Genomic DNA, 16,432 nt, shown 5'->3' on the forward strand with positions numbered 1-16,432 from the left:
GATTCGCCGCGCCGTTAAGATTAACACAGGTTAGATAAGTGTAACGGCGGGAAAGTATTACGGAGTGTCACATTCTAGCCGTTGGCCCCGTCTTTGTCTTTAAGATTCAGGAGAGTACATGGAGTTCAGTGTAAAAAGCGGTAGCCCGGAAAAACAACGCAGTGCCTGCATTGTCGTCGGCGTGTTTGAGCCTCGCCGCCTGTCCCCTATTGCCGAACAATTGGACAAAATCAGCGACGGTTATATCAGCGCACTCCTGCGCCGCGGCGAGTTGGAAGGCAAAGTGGGGCAATTCCTGCTGTTGCACTACGTGCCGAATATTCTGTCAGAACGTATTCTGCTGATTGGCTGCGGGAAAGAGCGTGAACTGGATGAGCGTCAATATAAGCAAATCATCCAGAAAACCATCAATGCATTGAATGATACCGGTTCAATGGAAGCCGTTTGCTTCCTCACCGAGCTGCATGTCAAAGGACGCAACACCTACTGGAAAGTGCGTCAGGCGGTAGAGACAGCAAAAGAGACGCTCTATACCTTCGATCAGCTGAAAAGCAATAAGGTCGAACTGCGCCGTCCGCTGCGCAAACTGGTGTTCAATGTCCCCACGCGCCGTGAACTCACCAGCGGCGAGCGCGCCATCCAGCACGGACTTGCCATTGCCGCAGGCATCAAAGCCGCGAAAGATCTCGGCAACATGCCGCCGAATATCTGCAATGCGGGCTATCTGGCCTCGCAGGCACGTCAACTGGCGGATACCTACAGCCCGAACATCGTGACGCGCGTGATTGGCGAACAGCAGATGAAAGAGCTGGGCATGAACGCCTATCTGGCCGTTGGGCAAGGCTCGCAAAATGAATCACTGATGTCGGTGATTGAGTACAAAGGCGACCCCAATCCGGAAAATCGTCCTATTGTGCTGGTTGGCAAAGGCCTCACCTTTGACTCCGGCGGTATCTCGATCAAGCCTGCTGACAGCATGGATGAAATGAAATACGACATGTGCGGTGCCGCAACGGTATACGGCGTAATGCGCATGGCCGCCGAGCTGGCGCTGGCGCTGAATATTGTCGGGGTGTTGGCCGGCTGTGAAAACATGGTTGATGGCCGTGCCTATCGTCCAGGTGATGTGTTAACCACCATGTCGGGTCAAACGGTTGAAGTGCTGAATACCGATGCCGAAGGCCGTTTGGTGCTGTGCGATGCGCTGACCTATGTGGAACGCTACGAGCCGGAGCTGGTAATTGATATCGCGACCCTGACCGGTGCCTGTGTGATTGCGCTCGGACATCACCTCACCGGGTTGATGTCAAACCATAACCCGCTGGCGCACGAGTTGCTCGGGGCATCAGAGCAAGCGGGCGACCGCGCCTGGCGCTTGCCGTTGGCCGATGAGTTTCAGGAGCAGTTGGAGTCGAACTTCGCTGATATGGCGAACATCGGCGGTCGTCCGGGCGGTGCCATTACTGCCGCCTGCTTCCTGTCGCGCTTTACCCGCAAATATAACTGGGCGCACCTGGATATCGCGGGCACGGCCTGGCGTTCCGGTAAGGCCAAAGGGGCAACGGGCCGTCCGGTGGCCATGCTGTCGCAGTTCCTGCTTAATCGCGCCGGGTTAAATGACGTAGAATAAACTATGCCTGCTAACGCGCCCATGGCCGTGAGCATTGATAGTCATCACCGTGGGCCGGGGTTATCCCGGCCCTTATCGTCAGGCTTTTCGGCCCTGATCAATAGTGTAAACAATGAAAAACGCAACGTTCTACCTTCTCGAACACAGTGACGATGTCGATGGGCTTAGCGCCTGTGAGGCGCTGGCCTGCGAGCTGGCGGCGGAACGTTGGCGCAACGGGCAGCGTGTGCTTATTGCCTGTGAAGACGAGCAGCAAGCGTTGCGGCTGGACGATGCGCTGTGGCAGCGCGACGCCAGCGCCTTTGTGCCACATAACCTCGCTGGCGAAGGCCCACGACAAGGTGCGCCCGTCGAGCTGGCCTGGCCTCAACGCCGGGGCAGCACCTCACGCGATGTGCTGATCAGCCTCCTGCCGCAGTTCGCAGATTTTGCCACCGCTTTCCATGAAGTGATAGACTTTGTCCCTCATGAAGAATCCCTGAAACCGTTGGCGCGAGATCGCTACAAAGCGTATCGCAGCGTCGGCTTTGAATTGACTACGGCGACGCAGCCAACGCACTGAATAGTAGACATAATGGATACCAAATATAACCCGAAAGATATCGAACAGCCGCTCTATGAGCGCTGGGAACAGCAAGGCTACTTTAAGCCAAACGGTGACACGAGCCAGGAAAGCTTCAGCATCATGATCCCGCCGCCGAACGTCACCGGCAGCTTGCATATGGGCCATGCGTTCCAGCAAACCATTATGGATACCCTGATTCGCTATCAGCGTATGCAAGGGAAAAACACGCTGTGGCAGGCGGGTACTGACCACGCGGGCATCGCCACGCAGATGGTGGTTGAGCGTAAAATCGCCGCCGAAGAGGGCAAAACGCGCCACGATTATGGCCGCGACGCCTTTATCGAAAAAATCTGGCAGTGGAAAGCTGAATCTGGCGGCACCATTACCCGCCAAATGCGCCGTCTGGGCAACTCGGTAGACTGGGAGCGCGAGCGCTTCACCATGGATGAAGGCCTGTCCAACGCGGTGAAAGAGGTGTTCGTGCGCCTGTATAAAGAAGACCTGATCTACCGTGGCAAGCGCCTGGTGAACTGGGACCCGAAACTGCGCACCGCCATCTCCGATCTGGAAGTGGAAAACCGCGAGAGCAAAGGCTCGATGTGGCACCTGCGCTATCCGCTGGCCGATGGCGCAAAAACCGCTGATGGCAAAGACTACCTGGTGGTCGCCACCACGCGTCCGGAAACCGTGTTGGGGGATACCGGTGTTGCGGTCAACCCGGAAGATCCGCGCTACAAAGATCTGATCGGCAAGTTCCTGATCCTGCCGCTGATGGATCGTCGTATTCCGATCGTCGCCGATGAACACGCCGACATGGAAAAGGGCACGGGCTGCGTGAAGATCACCCCGGCACACGATTTTAACGACTACGAAGTCGGTAAACGTCACCAGTTGCCAATGATCAATATCCTGACGTTCGATGGCGACATTCGTCAGGAAACAGAAGTGTTTGATACCAATGGCGAAGCCAGCACGGTATACAGCAATGACATTCCTGATTTCCTGCGCGGCGTCGAGCGTTTTACCGCTCGTAAAGCGGTAGTTGCCAAGCTCGATGAGCTGGGCTTGCTCGATGAGATCAAACCGCACGATCTGACCGTGCCCTACGGCGATCGCGGTGGTGTGGTCATCGAACCGATGCTGACCGACCAGTGGTACGTGCGCGCTGTCGTACTGGCGAAACCGGCGGTGGAAGCGGTGGAAGATGGCCGTATCCAGTTTGTGCCGAAGCAGTACGAGAACATGTATTTTAGCTGGATGCGTGACATTCAGGACTGGTGTATCTCGCGCCAATTATGGTGGGGCCACCGTATTCCTGCATGGTACGACAACAGCGGCAAGGTTTACGTAGGCCGTGATGAAGCGGAAGTGCGCCGCGACTATCAGCTCGCCGACACGGTTGAACTGCGCCAGGACGAAGACGTACTGGACACCTGGTTCTCCTCCGGGCTATGGACCTTCTCCACCCTCGGCTGGCCGGAACAGACGCCGGAGCTGAAAGCATTCCATCCGAGCAGCGTGATGGTGAGCGGCTTCGATATCATCTTCTTCTGGATTGCGCGCATGATCATGCTGACCATGCACTTCGTGAAAGATGACGAAGGCAAACCGCAGGTGCCGTTCCACACGGTCTACATGACCGGGCTTATCCGCGATGATGAAGGACAGAAGATGTCCAAGTCCAAAGGGAACGTGATCGACCCGCTGGACATGGTGGACGGTATCTCGTTGCCTGAGCTGCTGGAGAAACGCACCGGCAACATGATGCAACCGCAGTTGGCGGAGAAAATCCGTAAACGCACCGAGAAGCAATTCCCTAACGGTATTGAACCGCACGGTACGGATGCTCTGCGCTTCACGCTGGCGGCACTGGCGTCGACCGGTCGTGATATCAACTGGGACATGAAGCGTCTGGAAGGTTACCGCAACTTCTGTAACAAGCTGTGGAACGCCAGCCGTTTTGTGTTGATGAACACCGAAGGGCAAGATTGTGGCTTTAATGGCGGCGAGAAAGTGCTGTCACTGGCCGATCGTTGGATTCTGGCCGAATTCAACCGCACGGTGAAAGCCTTCCGCGACGCGCTGGACGGTTACCGCTTCGATATTGCCGCCGGTATCCTGTATGAGTTCACCTGGAACCAGTTCTGCGACTGGTATCTGGAGCTGGCTAAACCGGTAATGAACGGCGGTAGCGCGGCGGAACTGCGCGGTACGCGTCACACGCTGGTCACGGTGTTGGAAGCGCTGCTGCGTCTGGCACACCCGATCATTCCGTTCATTACCGAAACCATCTGGCAGAAGGTCAAAGTGTTGAAGGGCGTTACTGGCGATACCATCATGCTGCAACCGTTCCCGACCTACGATGCCGCCGCAGAAGATGCGCAGGCGCTGGCCGATCTGGAATGGATCAAGCAGGCGATCACCGCCGTACGTAATATTCGCGCTGAGATGAACATAGCGCCGGGCAAACCGCTCGATGTGCTGTTGCGTGATGCAACGCCGGAAACGCAACGTCGCGTGGAAGCGAACCGCAGCTTTATCCAAACCCTGGCGCGTCTGGCAAGAGTTCAACTGCTGCCGGCTGGCGAAAAAGGCCCGGTGGCGGTCACTTCCCTGCTGGACGGCGCGGAGCTGCTGATCCCGATGCTGGATCTGGTCGACAAAGACGCAGAGCTGGAGCGTTTGGCCAAGGAAGTTGCCAAGGTTGAAGCGGAAATTAACCGCATCGACAGCAAGCTCTCCAATGAAGGCTTTGTTGCGCGCGCACCGGAGGCGGTTATTGCCAAAGAGCGTGAAAAACGTGACGGCTATGCGGTAGCGAAAGCCAAACTGTTGGAACAGCAGGCCACCATTGCCGCGCTGTAATCCATAGTTATTGCGTGCGAATAAAAAGCCCGGACCGCTAAGTCCGGGCTTTTTTTATGAAATGAACTACTTTTCTTGTGCCTTGATGGCATCAAGACCCTGTTGCATGTCGGGATGTGTACTGAACCAATCCGGCATAACGCGCCCGATGTGATGCTCTTTTTCTGAGGCCGCCATCAATTGCTGATATAGCTAAACGACTTAATTTTGATTACATTATTTAAATGAGCTATTCAATTGATTTTAGACGTAAAGTGATATCTACACGGAAAAACGAAGGGTTGAGTATCCGAGAAACAGCGAAGCAATTTCGGATTGGCCCTGCCTCTGTATCGCGTTGGATTAATCAAATAGAGTCAAAAGCATCGACCACGCGTCAGCGAAAGATCGATAAATCCGAGTTGATAAAAGATGTTGAACAATATCCAGATGCTTACCAAAAAGAACGTGCAGAGCGTTTTGGCGTTTGTCAGAAGGCCATTTGGCAAGCGCTTAAAAAGCTGGGATTGACCTATAAAAAAAACTCTACGTCATCCGAAAGCCGACGAAAACGCCCGGCAGGGATTTCAACAAAAAAAACAACAGTATGAAAAAGAAGGTAAACCTATTGTTTTTATTGATGAAAGTGGTTTTTCACACGATGCCCCACGGACTCACGGCTATTCCCCAAAAGGTCAACGGTGTTTTGGCCTGAAGAACTGGGGAGCTAGGGGAAGAACAAATGTTATCGGCGCTTTATTAGGCACAACGCTGTTTGCTATCGGATTATTTGATATCAATATTAACAGCGATGTTTTCTATGCCTGGGTCACACAAGTCCTTATCCCAGTACTCCCTAAAAACAGTGTAATCATGATGGACAATGCCACTTTTCACAAAAAACATAATATTCAACAAGTCATCATCGATGCAGGGTATATGGTGGAGTATTTGCCTACATATTCGCCAGATCTTAACCCAATTGAGCATAAATGGGCACAAGCAAAAAGCAAAAAAAGAGAGATGGGTTGCGATACAGAGAGTTTGTTCTCAGTCCATATGGTGTAATCAAAATTAAGTCGCTTGGCTATAGTTGTCGCCCCAGTTGATTCATACGGCCTGTTTTTCCCGTTCCGGATTTAGCCACACTTCGTCCTGCCGCTCCCAGTTTCTTGTTGGCCCTGACCAACGATGCGGGTTCTGCATTTTTGCTGCCTCATACACCGATTTTCGCTTTACCAGCAACTGGCTGTCTTCGCCTCTGTGCCGCTGGCCCGGCGTGACATACCGGATACCGCTATGGCGATGTTACTCGTTGTACCAGCCGACGAAGGTTTCCACCCAGGCTCGCGCATCTTCCAGCGTTGCAAAGCCTTTTTCAGACCATGCAGGCACGTATTTCAGCATCCTGAACAGCGATTCCACGTGGGCGTTGTCGTTGCTTACCCGCGGCCGACTGTGTGACGGGGTTATCTTCAGCTCCGCAAGCTTCACCTGCAGCACCTGTGACTTCATCGGTGCACCGTTATCCGCATGCAGTACCAGCGGCTCCTGCCAGCAGCGCTCGCTCAGCACCGTTCGCTTCAGCAGTTCTGCTGCATACTCGCCGCTTTCGACCGGGTACACCTCATAACCCACTATTTTGCGACTGAACACATCTTCTATGAGATACAGGTAGAACCAGTGACCCGCCGTCAGCGACTTCAGCCAGGTGATGTCCCACGACCACACCTGGTTCGGCGCGATCGCCTTCCATGTCGACAGCGGCTTACTTTGCGGGGCCTGCTGACGCCCGCGATGACTGACCTCTCCGGCACGGCGCAACACCCGGTAAAACGTCGATTCACTGGCAACGTAACGCCCCTCATCGGCTAGTGCCGGTACGATTTGCGCCGGCGACAGACTGGCGAATCGTGGCTCATGGCAGATGGCCAGCACCTGCTGTTCCTCTTCAGCACTGAGCCTGTTTTTCGGCATCGGCCGTGATGCCGTCGGTCGCCGGTCGTCAGGACTTAGCCGCCAGCGCTGGAACGTCCGCTCGCTAATACCTACAGACCTGCAGGCATCGCTTTGCCGGACGCCGGCAGTGGCAGCCTCCTCCAGCATCTTCATCAGCCGTAACCTGTCGGCTGTGCGCGTCATTCGACCTCGCGTTCTTCGTCGAAGAACGCCTTGAGCTTTTTTTCCAGGATGAGCAGTGCCGCCGCTTCGGCGAGGGCTTTGTCCTTGCGGGCTATTTCACGATTAAGCTGCTGAATTTCTTTTTGCTGTTTCTTTATTAAGGCTCTTTCTGCACGCTGACCTGGCTGCATAAACTCGTCCTTCCACTGCTGAATCTGTTCAGGATAGAGGCCTTTACGGCGACAGTATTCAGCCACAGCATGAGCAGAAAGCGGCGCGGTTTCAACGATAACGGCGAAGCGCGCATCCTGAGACCACTCCAGGTGGAGTTTACTCTCACTGGCTGCCGACTGAGTCGGAATTCCAGCCTGAGACCGCCAGCCATAAAGCGTATTGGCGGGAATGCCTTCCAGGCGGGATATCTGGTAAATAGACTGACTATGCGGCGGCAACATTCTGGCGATCACAGCCGCTTTACGTTCTGGCGAATAGCTTCCCATGAACAGCTTCTCCAGCCCCCTAGATTTTTTTCACTCAGAGGCGACAACTACCCTGACATGGGGGGCATTGGAGCCACTCATCAAAATCCACTAAGGGCGATTGCGATTTTTTTCCTGATGATCCAGGAGGAATTGAATGCTGACTCCCGATGACATAACCGACTATCAAAAAGGCTGCCTGCATCGCTCATGGGGCGTTAGCTACGAGGGCTACCCGCTTTGTTGTGCCTGCAACGCGCCAATGGTTAACGGTGAGGTATACGCACATGCAGAATGCGCGGATCGGCTGCTTGAGGATGAAGCAACTGAGAGAGTGAGGAGCGAAAACGATGGCGAATCTTAGAAAAGAGGCCAGAGGGCGCGAGTGTCAGGTGCGCTTACCGGGCATCTGTAACGGCAACGCTGAAACTGTAGTGCTGGCGCATTATCGGATGTCAGGCATTTGTGGCACCGGAATGAAGCCTGACGACCTGTTCGGGGCTTGGACATGTTCATCATGTCATGACGAGATAGACCGACGCACGCGCCTTACCGGCGCCGATAGCGCACACCTTGCTCACCTTGAGGGCGTAATCAGGACGCAGGCTGTTTTACTGGCAGAGGGGAAGATACGGCGATGACTGAATATCACCTCAAATTGCCGTGGCCGCCCAGAGTTATAGCCAAGCGACATTATTTTGATAACAGCCAGCTATGCTTCTTTGCCGCATATCAGGGCATAGGATGTAATCATTTTTAAGTCGGTTGGCTATAACACATATTGGCGACACGCAAGGGGTAGGCACTAGATCAGCAAGAAAGGCACAGAATACCGACAAAGCATCATCCAGATAATCCAGCATCAAAGCCTCGATATCAACACTCCCGCAAGACTGAAAATCGCCATCATCGCTAATTCTCCAGACAAACGACGCCGTGGCCTTGACAAACTGCAAAAGGCGGTTTTCGATGCGCTCACGCATGCAGGCTTCATGCTGGACGACGAACAGATAGACGATTTCAGGGTAAGGCGCGGGCAGCAGGAGAAAGGCGGGAGTCTGGATATCGTCATCACCGAATTGGAGGCGGCATGAGACAGCGTGTGCGACTGACGGCGGAAGATATTCCGCTTATCCGGGCACTGCTGGCCTCCGGTATGGCGGTGGCTGAGGTTGCGAGGAAATTCGAGACCAGCAAGCAGCATATCTACAGCATCAGGAACGGCAAAAACTGGGGGGCGGTGAAATGAGAGATATTCGATACCTGTTGACGGCATGGGGAAACTGGAGTGGCTCACGTATTGGCACCGAGTACAAGGCAGCATGGCCCCTCGTTACGGCCAGTAGCGATATCCGGCCCATGCTGTCGGATGAGGACGGGGAGACCGTCGACCGTGCGGTAGGGAGGCTCAAGTACTTCGACCCTCTGGGCTACGATATCGTGGTGGCGTATTACAAGGGCAAGGTGTCGTGTAGAGCGATAGGTGAGGGCATGGAGCCACATCGTCACCATTCCGTTGTGAGCAAGGTGCTCGAAAGGGCTGAAGCCTACATTGCCGGTCGCGTGGCTGAAATTTTGGAGGCGGCTTGATGTTACACGGATACTACAAAAAACGCCTTGATGATTAGCGAAATCATACCAGCAATAAGTGCGCTAAGCATCCAGCGTATGAGTTTTTGCTCGGAGCGGATACCTGCCATTTCAAGCTGTAAGTCCTTTCGAACCAGAGCTATTTGAGAATCTATTTTGGTGTCGACTTTCTCAAAACGAGCTGCCATATCTTTGCGCACATCTTCAAGGTCACGCTTGGTAGCTACATCCGCGACCTCGTGCGACTTACGGACGGCAATAGAAATCGCCTTGGCTTGCTCTTTCTTCAAGCCCGATTTTTCCAGCGTTTCTACGAACTCTTGAGTATCAAATGCAACTTGGCCCATGAGAAATCCTCCTGTTTAGGCCAAGTGTAACCCAGTAATCCCGTTGACGGAAGAACAACCCATGCGCTACAGTCAACTCGCACCGGCTTTGTTGAATAATTTAACCGTTTGATTTACATCTTCTTTAGTTAGAATGCATTTACAGAGAATGTATTTTGTTAGAACGACAAATCAAATAGTTAGCACAATAAAAAGCATTCCGAGAGGAAAAATTAGTCGTTGAAATTTTATAATGCTTATATAAATCAGTATCTTAAATTATTCAACAAAGCCACTCGCACCTGTAAATCCAGGTGCCGGGATTGGCGTCCCGGACAGACATCGCGACACAGGCACGCCGCGAGCGTGTTTTTTTATGTCGCACACATGAGCACATCTAAATTATGGTGGCTCAGGTGGGGGAGCCGTAAGGCTCGCCGGTGATGTCCCGGTACGCCAACCTTACCTGGGTCACCACCCTGAAATTGGCGTTTCTGGTGGTGGCGATACATTGACATCACTGGAGAGAGTCATTATGACCACTCAAATTTCTGCTAAAACCCTTTCTCTGATTACCCATAATCGGATCCCCGTAATTACCACAGAATTATTGGCGAAGCTGTATGGGACAACTGCACACTCAATTACTAAAAACCATCGCAATAATGTTGAACGTTTCATCGTTGGAAAGCACTATTACAAAGTTGTAGGGCACGAGTTGGTAAATTTGCGAATCACTTTGGGTGACTTACAAATATAGCCAAGCGACTTAATTTTGATTACACCATATGGACTGAGAACAAACTCTCTGTATCGCAACCCATCTCTCTTTTTTTGCTTTTTGCTTGTGCCCATTTATGCTCAATTGGGTTAAGATCTGGCGAATATGTAGGCAAATACTCCACCATATACCCTGCATCGATGATGACTTGTTGAATATTATGTTTTTTGTGAAAAGTGGCATTGTCCATCATGATTACACTGTTTTTAGGGAGTACTGGGATAAGGACTTGTGTGACCCAGGCATAGAAAACATCGCTGTTAATATTGATATCAAATAATCCGATAGCAAACAGCGTTGTGCCTAATAAAGCGCCGATAACATTTGTTCTTCCCCTAGCTCCCCAGTTCTTCAGGCCAAAACACCGTTGACCTTTTGGGGAATAGCCGTGAGTCCGTGGGGCATCGTGTGAAAAACCACTTTCATCAATAAAAACAATAGGTTTACCTTCTTTTTCATACTGTTGTTTTTTTTGTTGAAATCCCTGCCGGGCGTTTTCGTCGGCTTTCGGATGACGTAGAGTTTTTTTTATAGGTCAATCCCAGCTTTTTAAGCGCTTGCCAAATGGCCTTCTGACAAACGCCAAAACGGTCTGCACGTTCTTTTTGGTAAGCATCTGGATATTGTTCAACATCTTTTATCAACTCGGATTTATCGATCTTTCGCTGACGCGTGGTCGATGCTTTTGACTCTATTTGATTAATCCAACGCGATACAGAGGCAGGGCCAATCCGAAATTGCTTCGCTGTTTCTCGGATACTCAACCCTTCGTTTTTCCGTGTAGATATCACTTTACGTCTAAAATCAATTGAATAGCTCATTTAAATAATGTAATCAAAATTAAGTCGTTTAGCTATACAGCAGCGGTCTGAAAATACCGTGGTTTACATCCGTGAAAAGTTATCGACTGATGAATGTGCTATTCGGCCTGTTTGTAGTGGTCAACTAAATTTGGCCACCCTACCTGACTGTTGATGGAACAGCCGTTCTGATTCATTTGGTGTTAACCCACCGTTATACCAGTGAGGTCTGACATCGCTATAATAATGGGTTATGTAGCGAATAATGGATGATTGAGCAGTACTAAAGCTTTGGTAGCCAGTCGTTGGCACCCATTCAGTCTTCAGACTACGGAAGAATCGCTCCATCGGACTATTATCCCAACAATTTCCTCTGCGACTCATACTTTGGGTCATCTGATAACGCCACAATGCCTGCCTATACTGACGACTGGTGTAATGGCTTCCTTGGTCACTATGAAACATGACTTGTTTGGGATGCCAACGCAGTTCCCAGGCCAGAGACTGTAAAATAATCTGTGTAAATGGCATTTTGAGGAAAACCTTCAAAGGATAACAAAATGCCTATCAGCAACGAACTTATTGACCAACTGCTTCAAGATTGTCACTCCCCTCAGGATCTGCTGGGTGAATCAGGCCTACTCAAGGTGCTGACTAAAAGACTGGCGGAACGGGTTCTTGAAGCTGAGATGGAGATGCACCTTGGGTATGCTAAGCATGACCCGGCTGGTAATCATTCAGGCAACTCACGCAATGGCAAGACATCCAAGAGCGTACGTAGCCAAAATGGGGAGATCGAGCTCGATATTCCGCGCGACCGCAACAGTACCTTCGAGCCGACACTGATCGGTAAGCACGAAAAACAGCTTAACGGCTTCGATGACCGCATTATTTCTCTCTATTTCCAGAGGGTTATCAACCCGTGATATTCAGGCACACTTTAAAGAAGTCTACGGGGTCGATGTTTCCGCTGGCTTCATTTCTCAAGTGACCAATGCTGTGATGGATGACGTTAAGCGCTGGCAGCAACGGCCGCTGGATGCGCTTTATCCCATTGTTTACCTTGACTGTATTGTTGTCAAAAGCCAGGACGGCGGAGCCGTGGCCAACAAGTCTGTTTATCTGGCCCTCGGCGTCAACGGCCAGGGCGAAAAAGAGCTGCTGGGGCTATGGATAGCCAAAACTGAGGGGGCCAAGTTCTGGTTATCTGTGATGACAGAACTGAAAAATCGTGGGCTAAAGGACATCTTCGTCGCCTGCTGCGATGGCCTGAAAGGCTTTCCTGATGCCATTGAAGCTGTTTACCCGCATACCCGGGTACAGCTCTGCATTGTGCATCAGGTGCGGAACTCGCTGCGCTACGTCGGCTGGAAAGAGCGTAAGGCCGTTGCTGCTGACCTGCGCACCATCTATAGTTCCGCAACGCTAGAGGGCGCTGAAGAGGCCCTGGATGCCTTCGCGGCCAAATGGGATGAGCAGTTCCCGACGATCAGCCCGTCGTGGAGAAATAATTGGGAACGTCTCATCGTCATTTTTGACTTTCCGCCGGAGATCCGCAAGGTTATCTACACCACCAACGCGATAGAGTCGTTAAATGCTTCATTGCGCAAGATAACGAAAACGCGACGAATATTTCCAACGGATGACTCGGTGCTAAAATTATTCTATCTAGCCTTGCATAATATCTCGGCTAAATGGACCCTACCAATCAGAGACTGGAAACCGGCTATGAGCCAATTCATGTTGATGTATGGAGATCGAATTTCCGGTTAAGCAATGGAGCCATTTACACAAAATTCTTTACAGACTCTGCAGGTCCGTTTTTCTCTTTTTCCAGCAGTTTTTCCAACGCATCACCGCCTATATGGCGGAAATCCTGCCCTTTAACGAAGTAGAAAATAAACTCGCAGATGTTCTGGCAACGGTCACCAATGCGTTCGATTGAACGGGCGCAAAACAGCGCAGTCAATACGCTCGGAATGGTGCGTGAGTCTTCCATCATGTGCGTCATCAGTTGGCGCACAATGCCTTCATACTCTTTATCCACCTTTTTGTCTTCGCGATAAATACGGATAGCTTCATCCAGATCCATGCGCGCAAAGGCGTCCAGTACGTCATGCAGCATTTCTACCGTATGGCGACCCAACGACTCAAGGCTAACCAGCAACGGCTGATGCTGATGCGAATATTTCTCCAACGCAGTGCGACAGATTTTATCCGCAACGTCACCAATACGCTCCAGTTCAGAAATGGTCTTGATGATTGCCATCACCAGACGCAAATCACTCGCCGTTGGCTGGCGCTTGGCGATGATACGCACGCAGGTTTCATCGATGGTCACCTCCATCAAGTTCACCTTGGCATCACCTTCAATCACGCGCTGGGCCAATTCCGCGTCACGGTTGTGCATTGCCGTAATGGCATCCGTCAGTTGCTGCTCGACCAAGCCGCCCATGGTCATCACCTGGGTGCGAATGTGCTCAAGCTCAGCGTTGAACTGCCCGGAAATGTGTTTGTTCAGATTCAGATTGTCCATGATGCTTCCTGTAATCAACCATAGCGACCGGTAATGTAGTCTTCGGTCTGTTTCTGTTTGGGCGCGGTAAACAGGGTATCTGTATCGCTAAATTCGATCAGTTCGCCCAGGTACATAAATGCCGTATGATCCGAACAGCGTGCTGCCTGTTGCATGTTATGGGTGACGATCACCACGGTATAATCTTTTTTCAATTCGGAAATCAGCTCTTCGATGCGTCCCGTAGAAATAGGGTCCAGCGCCGAACAAGGTTCATCAAGCAGCAAAACATCGGGACGGATAGCGATACCGCGCGCAATGCACAAACGCTGCTGCTGACCACCCGAGAGGCTGTATCCGCTCTCGTGCAGCTTATCTTTGGTTTCCTGCCACAATGCGGCTTTGGTCAAAGCCCACTGCACACGCTCATCCATATCAGCGCGGGAAAGTTTTTCGAACAAGCGCACACCAAAGGCAATATTGTCATAAATCGACATCGGGAAGGGGGTTGGCTTCTGGAACACCATGCCCACCTTGGCGCGTAGCAGCGCCACATCCTGCTTGTCGGTAAGAATATTGTTGCCATCTAGCAAAATATCCCCTTCCGCACGCTGCTCCGGATACAGTTGATACATTTTATTCAGCGTACGCAACAGCGTGGATTTGCCGCAGCCAGACGGGCCGATAAACGCGGTCACCTGATTGGTGGCAATATCCAGCGTAATATCTTTCAGCGCATGGAATTTTCCGTAATAGAAATTCAGATTGCGCACCTGGATTTTGTGGTTGGATGTCTCGGTAGCAATACTCATTAAGATTTCTCTCTTTTAACTGGCGCGTCGTCCGACACACCGTTGAATCCATTAATATTTTTTGTTCGCAAACAGAATGCGCGCCACAATGTTCAACAACAGCACGCACAGCGTAATCAGCAGCACTCCCGCCCACGCCAACTGTTGCCACTCGACAAACGGGCTCATGGCAAATTTGAAGATAGTCACTGGCAGGTTGGCGATCGGGTGCATCATGTCGGTGTTCCAGAACTGGTTGGACAGCGACGTAAACAGCAACGGTGCGGTTTCCCCGGCGATGCGGGCGATTGCCAGCAGCACGCCAGTGATAATGCCGGAAACAGAGGCTTTTAATGTGATGGCCGAAATCATTTTCCACTTCGGCGTTCCCAGCGCATAGGCCGCTTCACGCAGGCTATCGGGGACCAGTTTCAGCATGTTCTCCGTGGTACGAATCACGATAGGCACCTGCAGCAGCGCCAGCGCAATCACCCCCGCCCACCCCGAGAAGTGCTGCATCTTGGTCACGACAATCGAGTAGACAAACAGGCCAACCACAATGGAAGGTGCCGACAACAAGATATCGTTAATAAAGCGAATTACTTCGGAAATAATGGATTTACGACCATATTCCGCCAGGTAGATACCCGCCATAATGCCGAGCGGTGTACCCAATACGGTGGCCCAGAAAATCAGCAATCCGCTGCCGACAATGGCGTTGGCAAGCCCACCGCCTGCGGTATTGGGCGGTGGCGTCATTTCGGTAAACAGCGCCATCGACATGCCATCGATCCCTCTCACCACGGTGGAGAACAGGATCCACACCAGCCAGAACAGGCCAAACGCCATGGTGGTCATGGAGAGGCACAGCGTAATGCGGTTCTTCTGGCGACGCCAGGCCTGCATTTTCTGCCGGGTACGTGCCAGCGTGGCTTCTTGTTCCATTCCTAACGCTGCCATTAGCGTGCCCCCTCATTTTTTGCCAAACGCATAATCGTCAACTTAGACAGCGCCAGCACGATAAAGGTAATCACAAACAGGATAAGACCAAGCTGCATCAATGCCGCCGTGTGCAGGCCAGATTCTGCTTCAGCAAATTCGTTCGCCAGAGCGGAAGTGATACTGTTGCCGGGCATAAACAGCGACAGGCTGTCCAACTGGTAGGTGTTACCGATAATAAAGGTTACTGCCATGGTTTCACCCAGTGCGCGCCCCAATCCCAGCATGACGCCGCCAATCACCCCGTTTTTGGTGTAAGGCAATACAATGCGCCAAATCACTTCCCAGGTAGTACAACCAATGCCGTAGGCTGACTCTTTCATCATTACCGGTGTTTGCTCAAACACGTCGCGCATTACGGCAGCGATATAAGGAATGATCATGATAGCCAGAATCACACCGGCGGCCAGAATGCCGATACCAAACGCCGGGCCAGAAAACAGCGTGCCCAAAATAGGAATGCCGGACAGGATACTCCCGACCGGTTGCTGGAAGTATTTGGCAAACAACGGTGCGAAGATAAACAGACCCCACATCCCGTAAACGATACTCGGAATGGCGGCCAATAATTCGATGGCAACGCCCAGCGGACGTTTTAACCAGTCCGGTGCCAGCTCGGTCAGGAACAAGGCGATACCGAAGCTGATAGGAATAGCGATGATCAGGGCAATCAGCGAGGTCACGACGGTACCGTAAATCGGCACCAGCGCACCAAACTGCCCGGCAGGCGCGTCCCACTCTTTAGTCCACAGAAACGCAAAGCCAAACTTCTCAATGCTCGGCCAGGATGCCACGATCAGCGATACGATGATGCCGCCCAGCAGCAGCAGCGTCAGCAGCGCGGAGAATCTCACAAGTGCGCTAAAGATGACGTCGCCCAGCTTTCCGGGGGCTTTCATGGTTGGCTTATACTCAGCCATAGGGCTCTCTTCTTCAGTGTTAATCATTTGACAGGCAAAGGCGGACGGGCTTCCCGCCCATCCGCCATAAC

General features: G+C 52.0%; 16 protein-coding genes and 4 pseudogenes. 11 read left to right on the forward strand and 9 right to left on the reverse strand.

Annotated features, from left to right (window positions below; all coding sequences use genetic code 11):
• Positions 1–118: 118 nt before the first annotated feature.
• The 5 genes from pepA (at position 119) to ACQGXV_RS10595 (ending at position 6,107) form a co-directional block, all read left to right on the forward strand.
• Entirely contained in the window at positions 119–1,630 is a 1,512-nt protein-coding gene (pepA, locus tag ACQGXV_RS10575; protein ID WP_440866357.1) for a leucyl aminopeptidase, read from the forward strand.
• A 112-nt stretch (positions 1,631–1,742) separates the two neighbouring features.
• Positions 1,743–2,192: a DNA polymerase III subunit chi gene (locus tag ACQGXV_RS10580; RefSeq protein WP_440866358.1), complete on the forward strand. Its 450-nt coding sequence runs from the start codon at positions 1,743–1,745 to the stop codon at positions 2,190–2,192.
• A gap of 12 nt (positions 2,193–2,204) precedes the next feature.
• Positions 2,205–5,060, forward strand: coding sequence for a valine--tRNA ligase (locus ACQGXV_RS10585; RefSeq protein WP_440866359.1), 2,856 nt, complete (start codon positions 2,205–2,207; stop codon positions 5,058–5,060).
• A 224-nt stretch (positions 5,061–5,284) separates the two neighbouring features.
• Positions 5,285–5,650, forward strand: coding sequence for an IS630 transposase-related protein (locus tag ACQGXV_RS10590; protein WP_440862584.1), 366 nt, complete (start codon positions 5,285–5,287; stop codon positions 5,648–5,650).
• Positions 5,574–6,107: an IS630 family transposase gene (locus tag ACQGXV_RS10595; RefSeq protein WP_440862665.1), complete on the forward strand. Its 534-nt coding sequence runs from the start codon at positions 5,574–5,576 to the stop codon at positions 6,105–6,107. Before ACQGXV_RS10590 ends, ACQGXV_RS10595 begins: the two co-directional genes overlap by 77 nt.
• A 42-nt stretch (positions 6,108–6,149) precedes the next feature.
• Here ACQGXV_RS10595 and ACQGXV_RS10600 read toward each other — a convergent pair.
• A pseudogene (locus ACQGXV_RS10600) lies at positions 6,150–7,660 on the reverse strand (IS3 family transposase).
• A gap of 329 nt (positions 7,661–7,989) precedes the next feature.
• Between ACQGXV_RS10600 and ACQGXV_RS10605 the strand changes: the two are divergent.
• From ACQGXV_RS10605 to ACQGXV_RS10620, 4 genes are all read left to right on the forward strand, one after another.
• Positions 7,990–8,280, forward strand: a complete 291-nt coding sequence (locus tag ACQGXV_RS10605) for a DUF1364 domain-containing protein (protein ID WP_440866360.1) — start codon at positions 7,990–7,992, stop codon at positions 8,278–8,280.
• Between the two features lie 168 nt (positions 8,281–8,448).
• Positions 8,449–8,733 (forward strand): RusA family crossover junction endodeoxyribonuclease, encoded by a 285-nt coding sequence (locus ACQGXV_RS10610; protein WP_440867366.1) that lies wholly within the window; start codon positions 8,449–8,451, stop codon positions 8,731–8,733.
• Positions 8,730–8,888, forward strand: a complete 159-nt coding sequence (locus tag ACQGXV_RS10615) for a hypothetical protein (protein WP_440866361.1) — start codon at positions 8,730–8,732, stop codon at positions 8,886–8,888. The genes ACQGXV_RS10610 and ACQGXV_RS10615 overlap by 4 nt, the downstream gene beginning before the upstream one ends.
• Complete coding sequence (locus ACQGXV_RS10620) at positions 8,885–9,229, forward strand: antiterminator Q family protein (RefSeq protein ID WP_440866362.1); 345 nt, start codon at positions 8,885–8,887, stop codon at positions 9,227–9,229. The genes ACQGXV_RS10615 and ACQGXV_RS10620 overlap by 4 nt, the downstream gene beginning before the upstream one ends.
• A gap of 2 nt (positions 9,230–9,231) precedes the next feature.
• On the opposite strand, the gene ACQGXV_RS10625 is transcribed toward ACQGXV_RS10620, so the two are convergent.
• Positions 9,232–9,576 carry a hypothetical protein gene (locus ACQGXV_RS10625; RefSeq protein WP_440866363.1) on the reverse strand — a complete coding sequence of 115 codons (345 nt, stop codon included), beginning with the start codon at positions 9,574–9,576 and terminating at the stop codon, positions 9,232–9,234.
• Positions 9,577–10,090: 514 nt separating this feature from the next.
• On the opposite strand from ACQGXV_RS10625, the pseudogene ACQGXV_RS10630 reads away from it, so the two are divergent.
• Positions 10,091–10,309, forward strand: a pseudogene (locus tag ACQGXV_RS10630) (ORF6N domain-containing protein); the annotation flags it as partial.
• Positions 10,310–10,334: 25 nt separating this feature from the next.
• On the opposite strand, the gene ACQGXV_RS10635 reads toward ACQGXV_RS10630, so the two are convergent.
• The 3 genes and pseudogenes from ACQGXV_RS10635 to ACQGXV_RS10645 form a co-directional block, all read right to left on the reverse strand.
• Entirely contained in the window at positions 10,335–10,868 is a 534-nt protein-coding gene (locus ACQGXV_RS10635) for an IS630 family transposase (protein WP_440862665.1), read from the reverse strand.
• A complete protein-coding gene (locus ACQGXV_RS10640; protein WP_440864667.1) occupies positions 10,792–11,157 on the reverse strand; it encodes an IS630 transposase-related protein in 366 nt (121 codons plus the stop codon). Before ACQGXV_RS10640 ends, ACQGXV_RS10635 begins: the two co-directional genes overlap by 77 nt.
• A 120-nt stretch (positions 11,158–11,277) precedes the next feature.
• Positions 11,278–11,637, reverse strand: a pseudogene (locus tag ACQGXV_RS10645) (integrase core domain-containing protein); the annotation flags it as partial.
• Positions 11,638–11,696: 59 nt separating this feature from the next.
• On the opposite strand from ACQGXV_RS10645, the pseudogene ACQGXV_RS10650 reads away from it, so the two are divergent.
• Positions 11,697–12,909 (forward strand): annotated as a pseudogene (locus ACQGXV_RS10650) (IS256 family transposase).
• Positions 12,910–12,922: 13 nt separating this feature from the next.
• Here the strand turns inward: ACQGXV_RS10650 and phoU are convergent.
• From phoU to pstC, 4 genes are read right to left on the reverse strand one after another with little or no spacing between them, the layout of a single operon-like run.
• Positions 12,923–13,672 (reverse strand): phosphate signaling complex protein PhoU, encoded by a 750-nt coding sequence (gene phoU, locus ACQGXV_RS10655; RefSeq protein ID WP_440866364.1) that lies wholly within the window; start codon positions 13,670–13,672, stop codon positions 12,923–12,925.
• 14 nt (positions 13,673–13,686) lie between these two features.
• Positions 13,687–14,463 (reverse strand): phosphate ABC transporter ATP-binding protein PstB, encoded by a 777-nt coding sequence (gene pstB / locus ACQGXV_RS10660; protein ID WP_440866365.1) that lies wholly within the window; start codon positions 14,461–14,463, stop codon positions 13,687–13,689.
• 51 nt (positions 14,464–14,514) lie between these two features.
• Positions 14,515–15,402: a phosphate ABC transporter permease PstA gene (pstA, locus tag ACQGXV_RS10665; protein WP_440866366.1), complete on the reverse strand. Its 888-nt coding sequence runs from the start codon at positions 15,400–15,402 to the stop codon at positions 14,515–14,517.
• Positions 15,402–16,361 carry a phosphate ABC transporter permease PstC gene (pstC, locus tag ACQGXV_RS10670; RefSeq protein ID WP_440866367.1) on the reverse strand — a complete coding sequence of 320 codons (960 nt, stop codon included), beginning with the start codon at positions 16,359–16,361 and terminating at the stop codon, positions 15,402–15,404. Before pstC ends, pstA begins: the two co-directional genes overlap by 1 nt.
• Positions 16,362–16,432: the final 71 nt, after the last annotated feature.

The organism is Symbiopectobacterium purcellii, assembly GCF_052050035.1.
In the GTDB taxonomy this organism is placed as follows: Bacteria; Pseudomonadota; Gammaproteobacteria; order Enterobacterales; family Enterobacteriaceae; genus Symbiopectobacterium; species Symbiopectobacterium purcellii_A.